This window comes from Caballeronia sp. AZ1_KS37 (assembly GCF_023631165.1).
Lineage (GTDB): Bacteria > Pseudomonadota > Gammaproteobacteria > Burkholderiales > Burkholderiaceae > Caballeronia > Caballeronia zhejiangensis.
Genome location: NZ_JALQDP010000043.1, coordinates 314,987 through 334,058, shown reverse-complemented (window position 1 = coordinate 334,058; position 19,072 = coordinate 314,987). Strand labels below are relative to the sequence as shown.

Here is a 19,072-nt window from a genome sequence, read left to right as displayed (position 1 = left end):
TACCCGACTTGCAGCGGCAGCGGGAACTATTATCGCGCGGTATGCTGGGTTGATCCGGGAACAAACAGCGTGATTCGCATCTCGATGGGCGCGGCCTATGTGATGCCGCAAAACGGTTGTGGCCTCCAACATTGAGCCGGGTGCGGCGCGCCTGAGAAGCACGTAAAGCAGAAACGCCCCGCTACAATTCGCGGGGCGTTCCTCTCTAACGACAGCGAAAAAAAGCCGCCAAGCCATCGGCCGGCGGTTCAGTGTTCCCGTTATTCATTAGCCAATCACGTTACCGGTGGTGAACGTGAAAGTACGCGAGAACGCCGTTCCGTTGATCGTACCGTTGATGGAAACCGTATACGACGAGTTAGGCGACAACGGCGTGGTCGGATACGCAACACCCATATACGGCGCCAAAATCTTGTTCGGGTCTTTGGCCGAGTCGAGCACCTGAAGGCTGATGACGTGTCCCGATGAATCAGTCATCGAACCGGTCTGCATGACAATGACATCGGTCGGATTGCCCGCAACTGCGACCGGCGTACCCCAATGGCCGGACGTCGCAGGCGGCGTCGGCATTTCTCCGAGGGAAGAGTATGCAACGCCAGTAGTCCCTTGACACGGGAACGTCAACGGCGCGTTCGTCATGCCGCCTTGATATTTGGCCAACGACATCGAGTACCACTCTTGCGGGAAGCCGTTGTAGGTCGTTGCGACCTTGCCGATCCCGATGGTGGTCATCGGCGCAACGGCAATGAAGCTGTGATAAACGCCCGAAATCAGCGCATAGATGGCTTGCTCTCCGTACTGTGCTTCGGTCCACGTCGCGTTGGTGTAGATACCGCCCGATACGCCGCCGACACTTGTGGTCGCCGTGTAGCCGAAGTGTGCGGCTCGATCAGCGTAGGAGGCACCCGTGAACCCTGGCGCACCCGCCGTCTCCCAATCGGAAACAGTGTTGTTCGTCGCTTGGTACTGCGCGTGGGCTGCGTCTGCTTGATCAAGCGCCGTGTTTTCCTGAAGCGCCGGGAATCCACATTGCTGCCTCTGCTTGTTGAGCAGATTGAATGCGGCGAGATGGAAGCTGTCGCTGGGGTACTGAGGCGTCGTCAAATTGGCCGGACTCGTCGGAGTCGCGGGCGTGCTGGCACCGCTTGCGGGGGCCGCGGGCGATGCATCGCTGCCGCCGCCACCGCCACCGCCGCAAGCCGCGACCAAAAGCGATGCAGCGATCGCGGCCATCGAGAGTTTGAAGTTGTTCTGAATCGTCATTTGTTGTTTCCGATCTAGTTATTGCAGTCGCCCCCGCGATCTGCTTACTTTCATCTTATCGAGCGGTGTTCGAAGTCAAGGCGACTCGGAAGTCCGCCGCGAAACCGCTTTCCTCGTTGGCAAATTGCCGTTGGCCAAACGGCGGCGCAGGCATTGTAATACCCGGTAAGGCTTCGAAATTCCTCACCGTTGTTTGATCGCAACCGTTTGCTATCGCTTCTGCCCGCGAGCGCGGAAGCTCTTCACCCTCAAGGCGACGAAAACGACGCCTAGCACCGCAGCGACGGCGACGGGCTGTGTCGCGCCGACTGAAGAGAGGAGTGCGGTGCCGCCCCAAAGGAGAATGAGAAAAGTCGCGAGCGCGCCGAATGCTTTGCTTTTCGACACAGCCGCGAACTGTCGCCTGCCGGAGCCGAACCTTTGCGCAAAGCGAACGTTGCTTTGCTCAAGGTCGAATGCTTCCTGAGACTGCGCCGTTGCGCGGTCTGAGCGGTAGTGCCTCTCGTACCGTTGGAATCGCGCGTCGCCGCGGCCTTCGAGCCACGCGGCGACGCTGTCTGGAAAGAGGTAAGCGAAGTCCTGCATGAGTCAGTGCATCACGTCCGATTGGAACTCGATCGCACCTATTGCATCGGTGATGCAGCGTCCGTCGGACTCGGCGTGATACTCGCCGGTCACTAAGTCGAGCCAGCCGAACTGAGGGTGGCCGTCGCGGGAGAAGACCACTAGGCCGGCCTCGACGTTGAATTCATGCGGCATCAACAACTCCTTTATCTGTGACTATTTCTTGGCCTTGCGACCTTTGCTCTTTGGCTCGGTCAAGCGCGGCTTCAGATCGCCAGTGCAACCGGGACAAATGAAGTCCTTCGCCAATTCGATCTTCCCTTCGTCGTTCGCCAAAATGTATTCCGTCGAGCAAGTTCTGCACGGCGCGACATTCAACCTCGAATCGATCGCCATGGAGCGGGTGAGATGGTTCGCGCGGTCAGCAGAAACGGCGAGCCGACTACCGAACATCTTGTCGAGAACGTCGTTGGAGGCGATCAGCGCTTCCGGAATGTTCGCTCCGTTTTTCAGAGCACATCGATAGAGCCATACGAGCATGGTTGCCTGGAGTCGATGCGTGGGACGCTCGACATACCACGTCAACGAGCTTGCACTATTTCCACATGGCGAGCTGACCCCGTGGATCTCTCGATAAGTATTTCGAGTGATCGCCGAAGTCACGCCAAACAGGTTTGTGGCGGTGGAAGCGCGACAACCCTGGGTCATCAACAATCTCGCGTAGATCTCGCGTCTAGCGCGGTCGAGCCGCAGGTCGGACCAGAGATTCTTGAAAGGTAGTCCGCTCGGCTTAAGGTTCGACGTGCGCATGACATAGTGAGCGACGGCCTCTTCGGTAAGCGAGTCAGCGCCGTATTGTCGCCAGAAGCGCTCGTCGTCGAACCGCCATCTATACAGTGGGAAGCGGATTCCGCCGATCGCTGCTTCCAGCCGTCCGATTGGCAAGCCCATCAAGTATTCAGCTAACTCGAACGAGATACCTAGAAGCGGCGCTGCGAGCACGCTCTGGTGCAGCACGTCTTTGAGCAGCGAAACATAGGCGCAGTTGTAGTGAAAAATATCCCGCGCCGTCACGTCGTCGACGAAGGGCATCGCTGAGGACAGCTTCGACACTGCAGTCGAAAACATTATCCCGTCGACAAACGTCGCCCAGTCGCGAGGATCCTGCAGCGCCGGCGACAGAGCTAGGAACGGCATGTTCATAAGCTTGGCCATCGGTACGGCGTGCGCCTTGAACGTTTCCATGTTGTCGAACGAGACGCCAAAAAATGCTTCGGCGCTGCTGTACCGGGCGAGGACCTTATGGATAACCGCGGTCAGCGAAAAGTTGGTCCTTTGTATCTTCTCAGCGAGATACTGCCGAAGGGCAATGTTGGTCTCAACGGCATCAAGTGTGGTGATCGACATATTATTTGTATTTTTGCTGGCGGATGCGACCCCATCGCGTCCGCCTTATCTTTATGGCAGGTACGTCTTACAGCTTTCGCAAACCCGTCTCAATCTCGCTGAGGTGCTTGCGCATCATCGCGGCCAGCGTTTGGACCAACGGTTCGTGCTGCCCAAGTCCATCGGAAGCCTGAACCGCCACCTGAGCCAGCGTGAGCTTGCCCGCGAATTGCTCAAAAGCAGATAGCGCTTCTTGCATCGCTGCTTGAACGCGATTTGCAGCCTCAATGGCGCCGGCCTCTTTCTTCCTGTCGGCCTCAAGTCGCTCCAACTCGGCGCGCCTCTCGACAAGCTGCTCTTCTAGCTGTTTGAGTTCAGCGTTGCGCTTTTCGAGTGATTCGGAAATGCTCTTATATCCAGCGGGAGTCGTCTCAACTTCCTTGATCTGGACTTCCGGCTTCCGGTTGAGCAGCGCGTTTCTTTCCTCGTTCAGCCTTGCAATTTCCTTGTCCTTGTCCGCAAGGTCCTTCTCAAGGTTGGCTAGGCCCGCCTGCCGACCGGTGTAATAGCTGTCCATGCGCTGGAGCTGGGCCTCTTTTTCCGCGATCAGTTTCGCAGTGGCGTCGAGCTGTTGCTGAAGCCGGTTGGCTTCGTCCTCCGCGACCCGCTGAGCGGTTTTGCTGTCCTCGAGCAGCGCCTCGTAGTTGTCCAGCTCTGCTTTTCGGTCAGCAAGTGCCTCTTCCTGCTTCTGCAGCGTCGCCAGCATTTTGCGAATGTCTTCGCGGGTCATATGCTCGTTGGCCTGCTTCGCCGCAAGAATGGCCGCCACCTGCTCGTCGGTCACGTGGTCGGATGCGAGGATGTCCAGTTCGCCGACGTTGAATACGCGGATAGCCTCGGTGTTGTCAAGAAACGCCTCATAGCAACGCATGTACTTGCGGGCTGCGTGCATTTTCACGCCGAGAGCCATGTCGAAGAAGGAATATCCCAACGTCGCGGCACGTCGCAGGGCAGTTGTCTTGTTGCCCGACGTCGTGAGCATCGCGTTTTTAATCAGGTGCATGGAGTTGATCAACAGGCCGCCTATCGTTTTGAGGTCGGTTGAAACTCGCTGTCTCGCCTCCGCGATCGTCACCATGTTCTCGACGAGCTGAGCGATCAGATCGGTGAACTCGGGGCCGTCTCCGAAAAGCTGCCGGGCAACCGTTTCGATCTTCGAGCGTTCGACACCGCCGGCCGAAACTGGGCCAAAAATGTCGTCTAACGGATCGTGAAGTTCCGTTTTCCGCAGTTGCAGGTTCTTCTTAGAATCGTCACTACTTGAGGCCATAACTTCTCTCCAGATTTTGCAGCGCCCCCGCGCGCTGTGTTCAAACCCCGCGAGGACTTCGCTCGCGCATAAGAAAATGGTGTCGGTACACAACTAGCCGCATTCGCGGGTGAGCGCATTGACTCGCCACAGTGGCAGTTGTCGTCCGATGCAAGCTTTGCCGACTGAGGGCGTTCTTTCTCACAGATGTAAGCGATCGTAACGGGCCTCCTGAGCCCGCTCGGCATCAAAAGACGCCGTTTTTACCCCGTCTTTTGCCTTCCGAAAGCGAAAGACAGGGTTTTTCGGCACGTCTGCAAACGATTAACGGTTCATTTTTGAAACACTTAAGGGTCTTAAGCTTTTACGTGGAAGCAATTACCTAAGGTTAGCGCTTGAAACTTTTCGTCATTACCGGTAATGGCTCTGCGCACGAACCTTGTGCGCCATGAAACCTCCGGTCGAGGTGTCCGCATACATCAGCACCGCTTCGCGGGCCTTGGCGACGTCCACCGCCGATCTGCCGGTGTGCTCCGCACGCTTCGAACGCAACCAGTGGGGGAGGTCGTCCAGTGCCAATAGATCGGTCGATAGTTCCGGATGGAGGACGACTTCTGGGGAGACGAAGAGACCCGCGCCAGTGATCGGCCATATCGCAGGAAGCTGCTCTCGGAGGAAACGGATCTTGCTGCGGTTTTGTTCGATAGGCGAGCGGCGCTCGTCCGCCTTTCCGTTGGGCGCAATACGTGTCAGCATCGCGGGGAAATTCGACGGCGCGATGCGGCCGGACCAATTCTTTGTTTCGAAAACGAAGATGCCGAACGGCGTGATCGCGAGGTGATCGATCTCTGCGGTAGGGAACGCAGTCCCGGGAGCATGTTCTATAAGCAACGTCCCTTCGTGCAGGTAGAAGTTATCGCCGCACAGCCACCTGAGGGTCGTTCGAAGCTTTGCTTGAGCCAGAGCCTCGCCGGCCGCACCGATATCGTCCGACGAGAGTTTTGCGCGATGGGCGCTGCGCGGACCTGATCGGCTCCGCCGCTTGATGGCTTTGAATACGTGATAGCCGCCGACTGCGACAAGCATTTCGAAGAACATTCGCTGCCTCCTGTTGAGCATGTAACTAGCATGCCAAGGGCAAATGGAAGTCAAGGGAGCACCGCGGCGCTGCCACGTTCCAAGCCGAAAATCGAAAGGCGGTGTGAAATTGGGAGCTTTCGCGCGCACGCGCTCGCGGCCCACGCGTAAATTGCCTGTTATCCCCGCGTCACCAACGCATCGACCCAAGCCGCCGCTGAGCATGAGTGCGCGCGCTTGCGATCTCTTCTTTCATCCGCAGTGAGTTGCTTCCGCCACGCCTTCATCGAGCCGTGACGAAAGCGTCTCTCCGCGCGCCCGTTTTTCCCCGCTCACCCGAGCATCGAAAACCATCCAGCGCTGTACTGGCTGGACATCCCCTAGTGCGTCTTTTTCTGGAGAGAAAAATGCCGAAGCAGTTGGTTATGAAGGCGATGAAATCGCCCGGCTGGTTGGTCGCTGTTTGCTTTGCGTTGTGGCTTGCTGCGCACTCGTTCTTCGCCTTTTTGTTTGTTTCTGCCACCGTCGCTGTATGGATCAAGAGATCCATCAAGGCGGCGCTGAAAGAGGAGAAAGCTGAGGATTCGAAGGCGCCAGCGCACGCCGTTGCCGCTCCGGCTACCGCCGAGGTCAACGTCACGCCCATCAAACGTCAGTACGCCAAGTCCGCAGTGGTCGTTCCACTTAAGACAGGCACCGACGACTAGTCGCTACGCCTGAATGTCAAGACTGCCCGCGCGGGCGGTCTTGACCCCTCACCCCAACGGGAAACCATCCCGTTGCGGGCATGGGTTCCCGTTTATCGGAGATTCCCATGCAAGCAGAAGTAGCAGCATGGCAACTGGACATGTTCGACGCTCCTCCAGCGCCGATCACGCGTGCCCGAGCCAAGCCTGATCCTCTGCCCGATCCGCATTTGTGGAGCGAGGCGGTAAAAGACAAAATGGTCGACGCGTTGATCAGTCTTGCGACAGACAGCAGACGCGGCGACAACATGCCCGAGTCGTTGATGGACTGCGCTGTACTGTTCAGCGAGCGACTCAGAAACAGAAAGAAGATGGAACTCGAAGACTACCGAGCAACGCTCGGCTGGGTTATGGAGTTCTGGAGCGGGGCGCTGCCGTATCGGTTCGTCTGCCAGATCAACGGCGTCGATCCCGAGTTCTTGCAAGACGTCATCCTGAGCAACCCGCTGCTCAAGCGCGACATGGAAGAAGTGCGTCGCGAGTGCTTCGGCACGCTGGTATAGGAGGCCGACGATGAGCACATCAACATTCGGCCGGCTGATCGGGACGCTTTTCGGAGTGACGCCACAGCCGCAGCGTCGCAGCGACAATCCCACAAGCCATTCATCCCCGATCGAGGTCGGTAAGGGCAGTGCCAACGAACGGCACATCGCCATCGCAGGACAACCGATGTTGTTCCGCGATGAAGGTGGAGTCGTCGTGCAGTTTCGTCCGGCGTTCGACTACGAGCTGCGACCAACGGCTGTCGGCATGAAGCTGATACCGGCGCTCGCGCCGCACTGGGAAGTGCTGCACGAGTACAAGGGCACGTTGACCGACGCCATTGCGGCTGCACTCAAGGGCGCTCATGCGCAAGACACGCCTTCGCTCGACGCCAAACCCGTTCGACCAGTCAATGTCAGCGACGCGCGACCACGGCCAGAAGTTACGGACGCCGTCGTGACAGCGCCCCCTCGACCCGCTGAGTCGTCACATCGGCGGACCGAGCGCGCGAGGTACGGGGTCTTGAGAGAGTGGGGGGAGAAACGATTCCCCGATGGCAAGCGCCCTGGCAAGACGTATGAATCGTTTTGCGTGACGCTCGAGCATCGCGGCGAGACGCACGTTCTCCAAGGCGAGGGCCTCCGTGACGCAATCGCAGAGTCGGCCTGTCGCATCGGTGACCGCGTTGAAGTCAAGCGGATCGGCAAAACCAAAGTGCCAGCAGTCGATGGACGTGGGCGACCTAAGCTAGACGCCAGCGGCGAGCAAGTGCTGTGGGACAAGTGGCTTTGGTCTATTTCCAAAAAATCTTAAGGGAGTTAGTTATGGCATCAGTAAACAAAGTCATCCTCGTCGGCAACCTCGGGGCTGATCCTGAGACGCGCTACCTGCCGAGCGGCGATGCGGTCGCCAATATCCGACTCGCAACGACCGATCGCTATAAAGACAAGGCCTCGGGCGAAATGAAGGAGCAGACCGAATGGCATCGAGTGTCGTTCTTCGGTCGGCTGGCTGAGATCGTCAATGAGTATCTGAAGAAGGGCTCGTCGGTGTACATCGAAGGCAGAATCCGCACGCGCAAGTACACGGACCAAGCCGGGCAGGAGCGGTACTCGACGGAAATCGTCGCAGACCAGATGCAAATGCTCGGCGGCCGCTCTACGGGTTCATCCAATGACGGCTTCGAGAGCCAACGCCCGGCACGTCAAGAACGCCCGCAGCAGCCGCGATCGAGCAACCCTGCGCCGGCGAGTCGCGAACCGCAATCGACGTCGTATGGTGGAGGAGGCGGCTTCGCGGATGACGACGACATACCCTTCAGGCCGCATCTGATGGGCCGCGAGTGGGCTGCGATCTGATCCCGTAACGGCTCACCTCGCTTCCTGTTTCTTCTCACCTTCGTTGCTTCGCCGAACCGGAAACGGTCGGCGAAGCCGCGAAGCGTCTCTGTCCTACGCGACACGACCTCATTCGTCGCTACACCCACCTTTCGCTCCCCCTGCTGAAAAAAGCCGCCCGCCGTGCTCGCCTGGCGCGAGGCGGACGGTTTTTTTGAGCACGGTTTCACCGCCTGTTCAGGCATCGACCTCAACCACACCACAACTGGAGTGACAATGAATGTGAAGGACATCAAGCTGTCCCCGGAACAGTGGATTGCGTTGCTCCAGAAGTATGGAGTGCCCGTAAGCTCACTGACCGGGAAGGGCGCACCCTGTCCCATCTGCGGCGGAAACGACCGCTTCACCTACGACAACAACCGTGGCCGCGGCGACTGGGTCTGCCGCAAGTGCAACGACGGCGACCAAAAAGCCGGCGACGGCTTCGAGCTCATCTGCAAGTCCGCGGGAATGACTTTCCGCGAACTCATGATCGAACTTGAAGGCGGCAGTCTGGCCGATGCACGGCAAAACCGAGCGCAACCGGCGGCCCCGGCGCCTGGCCGAAAGGTCGACCCCGAGTGGGCGCGCAAGCGTCTCGACTCAATGTGGGATCGCGCGACGCTGGTCGGGACCGATGGCCTCGTTCCGCGATACCTGCGCGAACGGGTGCCGGGTTTGACGGTGGCGCCTTCCGCAGCGCTGCGCATGGCGATGCTCGATTACCGGCACGAGAAGAAGGTCATCGGTCAGTGGCCGGGCATCCTTGCTCGCTTCACGTTGCCGGACGGCCGGCTCGGAACGCTGCACCGCACCTTCCTTGAACGCTCGAAACCGGCGAAAGCGTCGATCGTCACTAACGATGGCGAGATCCTTCCGGCCAAGCTGAACGACGTGACGCTGCATAAGCTCAACGGCGGCGCAGTCCGGCTGATGGATCCGGTCGACGGTGAAATTGGCGTCGCGGAAGGTCTTGAGACGGCGTATGCCGCGCACATGCTCTTCGGTGTGCCGGTCTGGTATTGCCTGAATCGAATCCTTCTCGCCGATTTCGTTGTGCCGGACGGCCTCGGAATCCGCGTCGTTCATATCTTCGCGGACTTCGATGCGGTCGATCCCCGCACCGGCAAATCGCCAGGCGTCGATGCTGCATTGAAGCTGGCGAAGCGGCTGCGAGCTGAAGGCTACACGGCTATGGTTCACCGGCCTAAAAAGCGGGAAACCGATTTTGCCGACGAGTGGTGTGCATCACAGGCAGCACGTCGCCCTGCCGTAGCAATGGTGGTGCGCCGCGACGAACGTGAAGCACTGCACGTTTGATTGTTTGACTCTGCGGCCGTCTGGCCGCTAACAGTAACTTCTTGCCCGGTGGGGATTCGTCCCCGCCGGGGCCGCAATCCGCCCGAGCTTTTCCAATGGAGAAAAGGAAATGAGCTTTAGCATGATTGTTGGCCGGTATGAAATCGTGGCAACTTCCGGTGTCGAGAACGGCTCTGTCAGGGTAGGGAAGTCGCAGGCGGAAGCCTATGACGTTATCGACCGGAAGCGAGGCGGTCATGCCCGACTGGAGAAACAAGGCGTCACGCTGGACACTGCTTGGTTTTACTGCATTCGTCGACAGGCGAGCGCACAAGGTGTATCTCTGCTGCATTAAAAACCCCTGAAGACGAAAGCCCCGACCATTGGTCGGGGCTTTTCTATTTGTGGCTTGCGATTCAGAGGCTACTTGTAGCGCACGACGTACCACAAACGCCACCTCAGGACGAAAAACGTGACCTTGAGGAAAGGCACGAGGAGGCCGGTTGCCCAAAAAATAATGAACGCGCCTGAGCCGATCAGCACTTGAGTCAACCCGCTCTTTGGCAGATAGGCACAGACCCACATCACGAAGAGAGACGCCATAGCGATGATGAGGCGTCGCGCAAAAAAAGGCAGTGCCATGAATTTAGCGTACATCATCGGCTCCGTTGACTTGGCGGAACAGAGCGCGATGAAACAAATAAGCCGCCTCGCAAGCAGCCAGCGCGGCGGCCACGAGAATCCACATGCGCACACCGCGCGTCCAGTCCAGTTGCGTCAGGTTATTGAGAATGTCCATAAAGCGTCTCATTGGTCGTTGATCAGGATGTGCATCGGCTGCACTTAGAACTCATCTTGCCATCAGAGCGCCGAAGTCAAGCCACAGCGCGAGTTAGCCGGGTAGCGATACTGTCACCATGTTGCGAGCAAGTCGCTTGATCCGGACCGCTCGTTGGCTTAGATGAAGTTTCTAAGTTCTTCAGCTGGGCGCGAACCCGACTGCGGGGCAGTCGGGGAGACGCGATATTTACGATAAAAGCGGTGACCGGTGCCGGGCGACAGGCAGCTAGAAATTAGAAAACTGATCGCCGATCTCATCGTAGTTGAAACGATCAAGCTGTGCCGGCAAATCTTGATCAGCTGCGCGAGAAGGTGCTGCCGAATGCGCCGCAACAGTCGAGATGGACGATGCAGGAAGAGCAGAGACTTTCGGAGCCGAGAGCGCTTCGACCGGCTGTTCCGCATAGGCTGGCAACCGTTCGCGTTTACCGGCACCGACGAACTCGCGCCCGCCGATCACGGCCCGTGCTGTGTCGCTCGCAAGTGATCGGAGCACGGCCGCGCGCAATCGTGGATTAAGTTCATCCAGACGCTGATATAGCTCAGGGTAGAGAGCCTCGTCCACCGTCACCTTGATCAGCATCTTTCTTGTCATGCTGCCACCCCGAGCTTACGCTCACGCGCTAGCGTCGATTCGCCGATGATCAGAAAGCCCTTCGCGTTCGCAAAGCACGGCGCATCCATCAACTGAACCCGATTCTTTGGAAACGCTTCCCGAACTGCCGACTCGTAAAGAGCTGCACCGCCGCCGCTCAGGACGATGGACCGAACGGTGCCGGTTGCGCCAACTTTTTCTTGGATCGCTTTGACCGTGCTCCGGACGACTGCTTGAGACTTTTCCACGTACGGTTCGAGATCCATCTCCTGGTTATAGAAAAGGAAAGGCTTCTTCATCCGGAGGCACTTATCGAGTTTCTCGATATCGGTGACGATCTCGCCCCGCGCTTCGCTGATCAACGACGCAATGCGCTTATAGACTTGGGATGCACCGCCCGGAACCCCGCCGCTGCGCGCGTCGTTCATCGTGAAGCCGTTTGCGACCACCCAGTCGGTTGTGAAATAGCCAACGTCAATGACGATATGCTCATTTTCCCGGTCGAACTCATCGCCGCCGTACTCGGAAAAAGAGACAAGCGAACCGAGAGGCTGCGGGATGACTTTCACGCTGCCGATACGCACTTTGTGCTCACCAAATGTCAGCGTGCCGCTAAACGCGTCGCGCACGGAGTCGGCGTACTTGCCGATGCTATGAACTGGTAAGCCCAGAACTAGACGTTCGACTTCCGTCACGCCGGCGAAGTGAAGGGCGCCGTAAAGCAGCGCGGCGTAGTTCGGCGTTGTGCAGAAGTCCTCGGACAGCGTCCGGCCTGCGTTCCCATAAGCTGACGATCTCTCAACGCCGGGACCGACTTCATACACTGTTCCATCGATTTCAATGGCAGCCACTTTGCGATCGGACAGCACACCGTTGGCAAAACTCGAGACCGCCTCGCTGACGCGAAGGGGGGCAAGCGAAGGAAACATCATCGTCGCGAGGTCGGAGCCCATACGAAACGCGCATTTAGTATTGCCGTAACCAACATCAACTGCAAAAACCTGTGTTTTCATGATTCTCTCTCCAGAGTTGAAATAGTCCGTCGACAACAATCGGTCCCTGGCCCCTGGCCGGACCCGGCGTGGCCGCTACACAGGCCAAGAGCAGCATCCGGAAGGATGAAGCTGCTCATAAGTCCCCTGTTTGGTCCCTGGTTGACCCTCGTTGGGGCCAAGCCGTGACGCACACTGAGCGGCAAGTCTTGTTAGGGAACCTACCGGCACCCACTAGGGGCCAAGGCTGTTGCTGACGGACCTAATCTATCTGGAACGCCGCAATGTCAAGGAAGCAAAAGCTCGCTACATTTAAGCGGCTTTTGATGTTGCGTGTGGTCACGGTGCCGATATTCTTCTACTTACCAACCGCGCGCATGCGCATCGACTCTCCTGAAAAGGATCATCGAGGGGACCGCTTTGCCTAGCGAAAACCCCCTCTGTCACGGCCGCAAAATGAAGCGGCCTTTTTCTGAATCTAATCAAGTTCAAAGCGACCCAAGTTGAGGACGCTGGACACGCGATATCCATTGGGTTTGCGGGCGGTTTTGCCCGAATCTTCGAGTTGAGACGGCTTGGGAGTGGACACGGACACGGTTCCGGTCGCTGCTGCTGAGTACCTCAACGACGATGGACGCATCCCTACAGCACACGACGCTGGGTACGTTGCATGAGGCCCGACACACCGCGGCCGATTGAACGCGCTTTGGGATGGGGGATGAGCGAGCCACGGAAGGCGGGCTTATCTCTGTACGGAAGACGAACGGTCGGCGCAACCGGAGAACAAACAGCGCATAACGATTACCGAGCAAATGGCCAAGGTCGTGCTGTCGAAAGACGGGGCACACGGGCGCGCGAGAGCGTGCTCTGGCCGGCGCGGTAGCCGTAGCAGCGGCACAGCCGAGTCGCGCAGCGAAAAGCGCGCGATTGGACTGCTGACAGCGGCGGGGAAAAACACTCAACGACGAGAGGTGCCGCGAAGCGGGCCCGCGTTGATTGGCACCGGCAGTTAGTCAGTGGCGGTCACCACGCGAAGCGTGAGACTGGCAGCACGCAGCAATACGGACGGTCGATGCACGTCTCTTCCACGTGCGGGGCTATCGAATGGAATCGCTAAAGGACAGGAAGGCAGGACCCGGCGGGGATACGCAGCGTGCAACGCAGACAGCACTCGGGGATAGGCTCCCGGGGCATTCGGCGCGGCAGAAAACGGCGGCGCACCGCGCAAAGACAGCGCACGGTCGTCGAATTGGTTTTCACAAGAGGACAAGGCAGTGCTGAAGCCATCAAACAATTGCGTGCGTTCTCTGCGACCCGGCGTTAGAGGCAGGATTGGACTTTGATGTCATCGCGGCAATTCATACCAGCGACTGCGCGGAGGAGCCTAGTTCTACGGAACTCCTGCAGGCGAGCGGCCTCGAGCTCCGTGATCCCGCATGTTGCCCCGGACAACGCTGAAGCCCGGCGAGCGAACGCAATTCGGTCCCTTACGGAGACGGGTTACAGGCAGGGCGGGCGGTACAAAAGGATGTTCACGGGCATAGACCATATGTTCGAAGCCGAGGTCGCGTGGTCGATGTGGCGACTTGCTGCGAGGTACGGATTTGACGATGCACGTTCGAGGCGAAGAGCGTTGCGACACGCGGCCATTGCTGGCTGGGCCGCCGGATCGTGGCCGCCGAGCGAATCGCTGCTTTACGGCGCCGCGCTAAACGGCGAGTTTGCAACCGCGTTTGAGAGAGGCCGGAACATGTACCTAGCGGCGCGCGAAAAGCTGAACAAAAAGGGGGATTGAAAGGTGACGGTGACTGTCTACGTGAAAGGGATTCTGGCGGACTACCCGGGGTTACGTGCCGATTTCAAATCGGCGCTCGACGTGCTGTTCACCGCCAATGTGAATCGCGTCCACAGTCGTACGCGAATCAGCAGCAAGCCGCTGTCGGTCAAGACGCAGGACTATCGCCTGCGCAAGCTTTGCCGGTCGTTCGTCGAGCTGCGCGAAAACGGATTCGCGCTCCAGTCGCCGTATGCTCTCAAGGAGAAGCACATCGAGTTCCTCGTCACGCTATGGCACAAGAAAGGCCAGAGCCCAGGGACGATCGAAAACAAGTTGACGTATTTCCGCGCGTTCGCACAGTGGATCGGCAAGCCCAATCTCGTCAGAAAGCTATCGGACTATATCGATCGGGACGAGCACGACTTTCACCGGTCCTATGTTGCGACGGAGGACAAATCGTGGGAAGGCAACGGCATTGATGCTGCATCAATCATCGACGGCATCGCGAAGACCGATCCGGTGGTCGCCGTGCAGATGAAGTTGCAGTCAGCATTCGGGCTGCGGGTCGAGGAAAGCTTCCTGCTGAGGCCAATAGACGCGGTCCGCAAGGACGGTCGGCTTAATGTGGTTCACGGCACGAAGGGAGGTCGAGGACGCACCGTCCCAATCGACTTCAAGCTCGATGTTCTGCGAGAGGCGGCAAGTTACGTCAACAGCACTACCGGATCAACGATTCCGGATGGCTATACCAAGATCCAATGGAAGGACCACTTCTACACGGTCCTCAAGCGACACGGTGTGACAAAATCCGGTCTCGGCGTTACCTGCCATGGCCTCAGGCACGAGTACCTGCAACAGATGTTTGCGCGATACGCGGGTGTTGCAGCGCCAATCAAAGGAAGCGACGAAAGGGCGGACAAACTGACCCACAATGAAGCAATGCAAGCGGTGGTCGAGGCGGCCGGCCACAGCCGCAAGCAAAAGGCGGGTGCTTACCTGTCGAGCTATTTCGTTCAAAAGAAGCTGAAAGCGCCGAAGGTGACGATCGAGCAGGTCTACGAGGCGCTCGCCGCTAACAACGGCGAGAAGAAGGCTGCTGCCGCCGCTCTCGGTATCTCCAGAACGGGCCTGTACCGCATTTTACAATGCGAAAAGCGTGCCGAATAAGGGGGGTGTGAATATTCGGCACGTTTTGTAACAGAGCTTTTTTCGTTCAAATTCAACCGCTTGATCATGAGCGCTGTTTGAGTGGGACGCTCTCCGGAGAGCGTCACTTTCGCGTTTCAGTCTAGGAGCCAGCTTAACTGCGGACTTGTCATTGCGTGATACGTCAGGATCACGGCGAGGGCGAGGAGGGTCAAAAGCTGCGGTGCAAGTTTGTTGCGGAGCCTGTAGGCGGCGACGATGTACTGGATGGGCGACATATTCGGTCCTTGTTTGCCGTGTCTAGTTTGTAGGTCCCTTCAGTATGATCGGAACCGAATGAAGTCAAGTCACCAGCGGTTGCGGTCGGGGAGGTCATCGACCGCCTCGTTGACGCTGTTCTCAAAGTTGCCTTCGTCACCGCCTGTCGCCGGAATCCGGGGAAACTGAACCGAAGCGATTCCGTCAATGTATATGCGCTTCGCTAGCTGCTGGAGCTTTCTATATCGCGCCGCATCGCGGAGGACCGTGTCGACTGGCCAGAACTCGCTCATTGTGATTTTGCTGTCGGCAATTTTCTTGGCGAGCATCTGGAAAATGGGCCCGCGTTTCTCCCAGTCCTCTTCGTTCCTCGAGAGGAGGTCGATCAGGTAAGCATCGTCGACTGCGCTAACTTCTTTTCTTACGAGCTGAAGCAGATCGCCCTCGGTGGCTTTCGGCCGCCGCATCCGAGCATTCCAAATCTCGCCCGCCTTATCCAGTGCAGCGTAGCGGTCGTTACCGATCGGGATCCATGGCGTCTGCATCCCACATTCCTCGCAGAAAATGCAGCAGACCTTCTCGTAAGGGACGTCATACGGTGAACGCGGCTCCATGTCTTGCATCGGGGGCGCCAGGCTGTTGCCGAGGCGAGCGAAGTCGCGCTCAGGAGCCGACGGGCGGCCGACCAATCGCTGGGAGAATCCGAAAGCCCACTTTCCGCCGCAATGATCGCAGGGAAAAAGTTCGTCAGTCATGGCGCCTGTCCTGTCGCCGGCTCGCCGGCGGTTCTAGTTTTGTAAGCCGCCGTTAATTATAGCTACCCGCGTGATGGCGCCCGAGCGCGCTCGCCGCAAGTCACCTTTCCAGCCGGCCCACTAGATTTTTCAGTGCCACCAGTTGCCTTTCGAGTTCATCGGCAGACAGTCGATGCAATTCGAGTTCATCGTGGGTTAGCGGGATGCCGTTCGGCATGCGCTCGCTTTCGACGATGTCGCGTAGTGCGTTGATCGCGGTTCTCAACGCCAGATTCGGACGGACCTTCATCGCGAGTACCTCCTTGAGAGGAAACGGCGAAAGCGTCAGTCGAGGGACGTCATGCCGCTATGCGGTTCGCCGCAATCCCATTGTAGTCTTCGTGACTGACCAGGCGTAGCGGTGCGAGCGATGGGCCGTCAAAGAGCAGGCGATAGGATCGGCCAACTGGCACGGAAACCAGCTTGCCGGCCGAGGACTTAATGAACTTTCCGTCGAGTGAAAACGGATGGACGCCGCTACTGACCTTTGCGAGCAGATCTCTTGCCTCTCGTTGTACGGCCGAGAGGTGTCGCACCATGGAGAGGTCGATCGGATCGTCGGTGGTCGAGACTCGCTTCGCAGCGCGCTTCTCTTCGAGCGCGAGACGGCGCTCAGCCTTCTGCTTCTCTTCAGCCGCGCACGCGTGGCAGTATTTGCCCTTGCCGCTGTGACCGCATTCGAAGGTTCGTTTCATGGTGCATTCCCGAGTCGTTGGTGATCTATTGCACCACTGTTCGACGGCTGGTCAAGTGTCGGTAGACGACTTATTCCGGCTTCTTTTCACCCGGCAACATCGCATCGAGTTCCCGCGATAACTCTAGGATCCGAGCGTCGGCGAGCTCGATTCGGGATTTAAGCCGGTCGATGTGAGCCATAGCAAATGCATACTGCTCGGACAGCATCGACAGCGCCCAAAACGGACTGAGCGTGACGTGACAAACGGCGCACGTGACGCTATCGCTATGTTCGACGAGCCGAAGATTTCGGTGTGCACACTTGGCCTTAACATCGCGGCGCGTGTTAGGAGCGACGGCTCGCTTGCCGAAGGGAATGACCTTGCGCATCGATGGTCTTATGAGTGACGCATGGCCGTATTGATTGTGGAAGCCTCGACGGCTGCAATGGCGTTGGGCGCGAACAGGGCGCTGGAGATGGCTGGATCGCGGCGATAGTGGAGTTCAACGACATCCAGGTATTTGCGAAAAGACGCGGTATCACCCGCAGCGATCCCCTCGTCTCGATTCGCGAAGCGAAGGTCCGTTGGCGCGAATGCGTGCTGTTCTAGCCATTTAACGTGATCAACGTTGGGCAACCACCATCGGTTCCAGCGTATGGTGAAAGCGAGCCATCCCTTGCCTGACCGCTCGAGTTCGTCCCAAGTTGCCTGGAAGTCGAGTATTGCACCGAGGGAACTGAAGAACACCGCGCGCAGGGACGTTTCGTCCGCAGCGGCAACGACGATCTGCTTGCGTCGTTCGTCGACGGCGTCGATGGTGCTCGCCATCGCGAGCGCGGGGTAATTCACTTGCCAGTCGGCGTTACGCGCGACCGCCCGATTCAAAAAGAACGAGTTCGAGGCCATATCATTTGCTCAGCAGTTACGGATGCGCTCAAAGTATCCTAGAAGGAGCAACCGTCAAGTCAACGGTTTAGGAAGCCGTACTGACGCGAGGTCTGCCGGCGGTATCCACTCAACGCACGGCTTTGCGTCGCGCGCGTACAGCGCCTGTTTCTCTTTCTTGCGGGCGAGGTATTGCTCATTGCCTTGCATCCCATAAATTTCGATCGCCGTCGGCTGTCGGGTATCGGTCAGTTGAAAGTCGGGCAGCATGACGTCGCCGGCCTCGAGCCTCAAAGGCTTGACGAAACGTCGGCGCTCGGCAACGAGCCGGTTGGCCATCTCCACCTCATAGCTCGAATCGCAGGGAACGAAACTGCTGCTGCACAGTTGCAGCGCAACGTCGATGATCCGAAGATTTCCGTCCCTTGTCCGTTCGACCAAGGCGAGAATCACGACGCGCGCGCTAGCGTTCCCCGTCATCGCCCAGGCGGACCTAAACGACGCGGCGGCCGACTCGATGACGGGCGTCGATGCGAAGAATGTGCGCTTCGTTTGGCGTAGCGTGACGACGAACCCGTACTTCGAGGCCACCACGCCGCGGAGTTCGCCGAGCACCAATCGGCGTTGAGATGCCTGGGGTGTCGTCGTAATCTCGTCTAGAAACGCATTGAACTCGGCGACAATGGATTGCGCTTGGCTCTCGTCGTGTCGACGCATGACATGCAAGACCTCGTGGATAGGTTTGCCGTTAAGCTTGCCATCGCCAAGAGCGGCCACGAGCTGTGCGTTGCACTGACCCCAACCGCGCGTAGAACCTCCTTGCCAGACGTGCAAACCGGCCTCGAGCCAAACGCGTTGAAGAAACCCAAAGAGCGGCGCGGCGCGGCGAGTTGTGGTGGTGAGCGAGGAGCCGCCTTCAGCGCGTATTGACCGTTCGACCGTTCGAACAGATAGCGAGGCGTCGAGCTTGACGTTCAGCCCTGCGGGCGTTTGCTGAATCGCACTGAGGGCGTCGGGCGTTCTTCCATCTTTGATGGGCGCCGCGGCATAGAACGGACATGAGAGCTCGTCGTGGTTTGGCCCGTCATCAGGCCATCTTGCGAGATGAAAAAGCGCGCCGTAGCGTCGCACCACGAGGCGCAAGAGTCTGCCCGCGACGCGCTCCTGGCAGCGGCATACAGCATAGCCCGGTGACTTCTTTGCGCGTTCGAGCTGGCGTGCGTACCGCGCCGGATTGTCTTGAACGTCTTCGAGTGCGACGGTGAGTCCGTCAAATGACACTTGCACGATGTCTTGAGGCCTCGCTCAGTGTGAGGTCCACCTGATTGGCAGGAACCTTGTGGATGTGTGCGCGGGTCCCGAGGAGATTGGCCACTTTGCGTACGCTCAGGCAAAACTGCTCGGCGTGCTCGCCGCTCGGAAAGCGAAGGCCGATCGTCTTTACAGCGCCGGGCGCGGCTTCGTCGCGCGAAAAGACGGAGCCGGTTCCGACCAGCGCGTCGATCCAGCTGTCGGGGAAGCCCGGAGACGGTACAGAGTCAGCACGCGCGCCGGCGGGGTCCTTCGTGAAGTCCTCGAAGCTAACAACGATCAGATTCATCTTGG

At 58.5% G+C, this 19,072-nt stretch carries 24 protein-coding genes; 7 read left to right on the top strand and 17 right to left on the bottom strand.

The window, feature by feature from the left end; translation table 11 throughout:
• Positions 1 to 267: 267 nt before the first annotated feature.
• The 6 genes from NCS00_RS30715 to NCS00_RS30690 all read right to left on the bottom strand — a co-directional run bounded on the left by NCS00_RS30715 (position 268) and on the right by NCS00_RS30690 (position 5,620).
• A complete protein-coding gene (locus tag NCS00_RS30715) occupies positions 268 to 1,263 on the bottom strand; it encodes a CAP domain-containing protein (RefSeq protein ID WP_250441989.1) in 996 nt (331 codons plus the stop codon).
• A 210-nt stretch (positions 1,264 to 1,473) separates the two neighbouring features.
• Positions 1,474 to 1,848 carry a hypothetical protein gene (locus tag NCS00_RS30710; protein WP_250441987.1) on the bottom strand — a complete coding sequence of 125 codons (375 nt, stop codon included), beginning with the start codon at positions 1,846 to 1,848 and terminating at the stop codon, positions 1,474 to 1,476.
• Between the two features lie 3 nt (positions 1,849 to 1,851).
• Positions 1,852 to 2,022, bottom strand: a complete 171-nt coding sequence (locus NCS00_RS30705) for a hypothetical protein (RefSeq protein ID WP_250441986.1) — start codon at positions 2,020 to 2,022, stop codon at positions 1,852 to 1,854.
• A gap of 21 nt (positions 2,023 to 2,043) precedes the next feature.
• Positions 2,044 to 3,234 (bottom strand): FlhC family transcriptional regulator, encoded by a 1,191-nt coding sequence (locus NCS00_RS30700; RefSeq protein WP_250441985.1) that lies wholly within the window; start codon positions 3,232 to 3,234, stop codon positions 2,044 to 2,046.
• Positions 3,235 to 3,301: 67 nt separating this feature from the next.
• Complete coding sequence (locus tag NCS00_RS30695) at positions 3,302 to 4,543, bottom strand: coiled-coil domain-containing protein (protein WP_250441984.1); 1,242 nt, start codon at positions 4,541 to 4,543, stop codon at positions 3,302 to 3,304.
• A 390-nt stretch (positions 4,544 to 4,933) separates the two neighbouring features.
• Positions 4,934 to 5,620 (bottom strand): nuclease-related domain-containing protein, encoded by a 687-nt coding sequence (locus NCS00_RS30690; protein WP_250441983.1) that lies wholly within the window; start codon positions 5,618 to 5,620, stop codon positions 4,934 to 4,936.
• Positions 5,621 to 6,006: 386 nt separating this feature from the next.
• Here NCS00_RS30690 and NCS00_RS30685 point away from each other — a divergent pair, with 386 nt between their 5' ends.
• The 6 genes from NCS00_RS30685 (at position 6,007) to NCS00_RS30660 (ending at position 9,858) form a co-directional block, all read left to right on the top strand.
• Entirely contained in the window at positions 6,007 to 6,306 is a 300-nt protein-coding gene (locus NCS00_RS30685; RefSeq protein ID WP_250441982.1) for a hypothetical protein, read from the top strand.
• 107 nt (positions 6,307 to 6,413) lie between these two features.
• A complete protein-coding gene (locus NCS00_RS30680) occupies positions 6,414 to 6,848 on the top strand; it encodes a hypothetical protein (protein ID WP_062255929.1) in 435 nt (144 codons plus the stop codon).
• Between the two features lie 10 nt (positions 6,849 to 6,858).
• Positions 6,859 to 7,641, top strand: a complete 783-nt coding sequence (locus NCS00_RS30675; protein WP_250441980.1) for a hypothetical protein — start codon at positions 6,859 to 6,861, stop codon at positions 7,639 to 7,641.
• Positions 7,642 to 7,652: 11 nt separating this feature from the next.
• Positions 7,653 to 8,186 carry a single-stranded DNA-binding protein gene (ssb, locus tag NCS00_RS30670; protein ID WP_250441978.1) on the top strand — a complete coding sequence of 178 codons (534 nt, stop codon included), beginning with the start codon at positions 7,653 to 7,655 and terminating at the stop codon, positions 8,184 to 8,186.
• A 255-nt stretch (positions 8,187 to 8,441) separates the two neighbouring features.
• Positions 8,442 to 9,524, top strand: coding sequence for a primase-helicase zinc-binding domain-containing protein (locus NCS00_RS30665; RefSeq protein WP_250442082.1), 1,083 nt, complete (start codon positions 8,442 to 8,444; stop codon positions 9,522 to 9,524).
• A 109-nt stretch (positions 9,525 to 9,633) separates the two neighbouring features.
• Positions 9,634 to 9,858 (top strand): hypothetical protein, encoded by a 225-nt coding sequence (locus NCS00_RS30660; RefSeq protein WP_008343128.1) that lies wholly within the window; start codon positions 9,634 to 9,636, stop codon positions 9,856 to 9,858.
• A gap of 68 nt (positions 9,859 to 9,926) precedes the next feature.
• On the opposite strand, the gene NCS00_RS30655 is transcribed toward NCS00_RS30660, so the two are convergent.
• The 4 genes from NCS00_RS30655 to NCS00_RS30640 all read right to left on the bottom strand — a co-directional run bounded on the left by NCS00_RS30655 (position 9,927) and on the right by NCS00_RS30640 (position 11,951).
• Complete coding sequence (locus NCS00_RS30655; RefSeq protein ID WP_062255115.1) at positions 9,927 to 10,160, bottom strand: hypothetical protein; 234 nt, start codon at positions 10,158 to 10,160, stop codon at positions 9,927 to 9,929.
• Positions 10,150 to 10,302, bottom strand: coding sequence for a hypothetical protein (locus NCS00_RS30650; RefSeq protein WP_250441977.1), 153 nt, complete (start codon positions 10,300 to 10,302; stop codon positions 10,150 to 10,152). Before NCS00_RS30650 ends, NCS00_RS30655 begins: the two co-directional genes overlap by 11 nt.
• A gap of 267 nt (positions 10,303 to 10,569) precedes the next feature.
• Entirely contained in the window at positions 10,570 to 10,938 is a 369-nt protein-coding gene (locus NCS00_RS30645; RefSeq protein ID WP_250441976.1) for a hypothetical protein, read from the bottom strand.
• Positions 10,935 to 11,951, bottom strand: coding sequence for a PRTRC system protein D (locus NCS00_RS30640; RefSeq protein WP_250441975.1), 1,017 nt, complete (start codon positions 11,949 to 11,951; stop codon positions 10,935 to 10,937). Before NCS00_RS30640 ends, NCS00_RS30645 begins: the two co-directional genes overlap by 4 nt.
• A gap of 1,777 nt (positions 11,952 to 13,728) precedes the next feature.
• Here NCS00_RS30640 and NCS00_RS30635 point away from each other — a divergent pair.
• Positions 13,729 to 14,874: an integrase domain-containing protein gene (locus NCS00_RS30635; RefSeq protein ID WP_250441974.1), complete on the top strand. Its 1,146-nt coding sequence runs from the start codon at positions 13,729 to 13,731 to the stop codon at positions 14,872 to 14,874.
• 326 nt (positions 14,875 to 15,200) lie between these two features.
• On the opposite strand, the gene NCS00_RS30630 is transcribed toward NCS00_RS30635, so the two are convergent.
• The 7 genes from NCS00_RS30630 to NCS00_RS30600 all read right to left on the bottom strand — a co-directional run bounded on the left by NCS00_RS30630 (position 15,201) and on the right by NCS00_RS30600 (position 19,067).
• Positions 15,201 to 15,866, bottom strand: a complete 666-nt coding sequence (locus NCS00_RS30630; RefSeq protein WP_250441973.1) for a Lar family restriction alleviation protein — start codon at positions 15,864 to 15,866, stop codon at positions 15,201 to 15,203.
• Positions 15,867 to 15,966: 100 nt separating this feature from the next.
• On the bottom strand, positions 15,967 to 16,155 hold the full coding sequence (locus NCS00_RS30625) for a hypothetical protein (RefSeq protein WP_238218267.1): 189 nt from the start codon (positions 16,153 to 16,155) through the stop codon (positions 15,967 to 15,969).
• A 49-nt stretch (positions 16,156 to 16,204) separates the two neighbouring features.
• The gene (locus NCS00_RS30620) at positions 16,205 to 16,600 is read right to left on the bottom strand and encodes a DUF7682 family zinc-binding protein (protein WP_250441972.1); all 396 of its coding nucleotides are present in this window, start codon (positions 16,598 to 16,600) and stop codon (positions 16,205 to 16,207) included.
• Positions 16,601 to 16,670: 70 nt separating this feature from the next.
• Positions 16,671 to 16,970, bottom strand: coding sequence for a hypothetical protein (locus NCS00_RS30615; protein ID WP_250441971.1), 300 nt, complete (start codon positions 16,968 to 16,970; stop codon positions 16,671 to 16,673).
• A gap of 8 nt (positions 16,971 to 16,978) precedes the next feature.
• Entirely contained in the window at positions 16,979 to 17,488 is a 510-nt protein-coding gene (locus NCS00_RS30610) for a hypothetical protein (RefSeq protein WP_250441970.1), read from the bottom strand.
• A 54-nt stretch (positions 17,489 to 17,542) separates the two neighbouring features.
• Positions 17,543 to 18,754, bottom strand: coding sequence for a DUF1173 family protein (locus tag NCS00_RS30605; protein ID WP_250441969.1), 1,212 nt, complete (start codon positions 18,752 to 18,754; stop codon positions 17,543 to 17,545).
• On the bottom strand, positions 18,738 to 19,067 hold the full coding sequence (locus NCS00_RS30600) for a hypothetical protein (RefSeq protein ID WP_061138273.1): 330 nt from the start codon (positions 19,065 to 19,067) through the stop codon (positions 18,738 to 18,740). The genes NCS00_RS30605 and NCS00_RS30600 overlap by 17 nt, the downstream gene beginning before the upstream one ends.
• Positions 19,068 to 19,072: the final 5 nt, after the last annotated feature.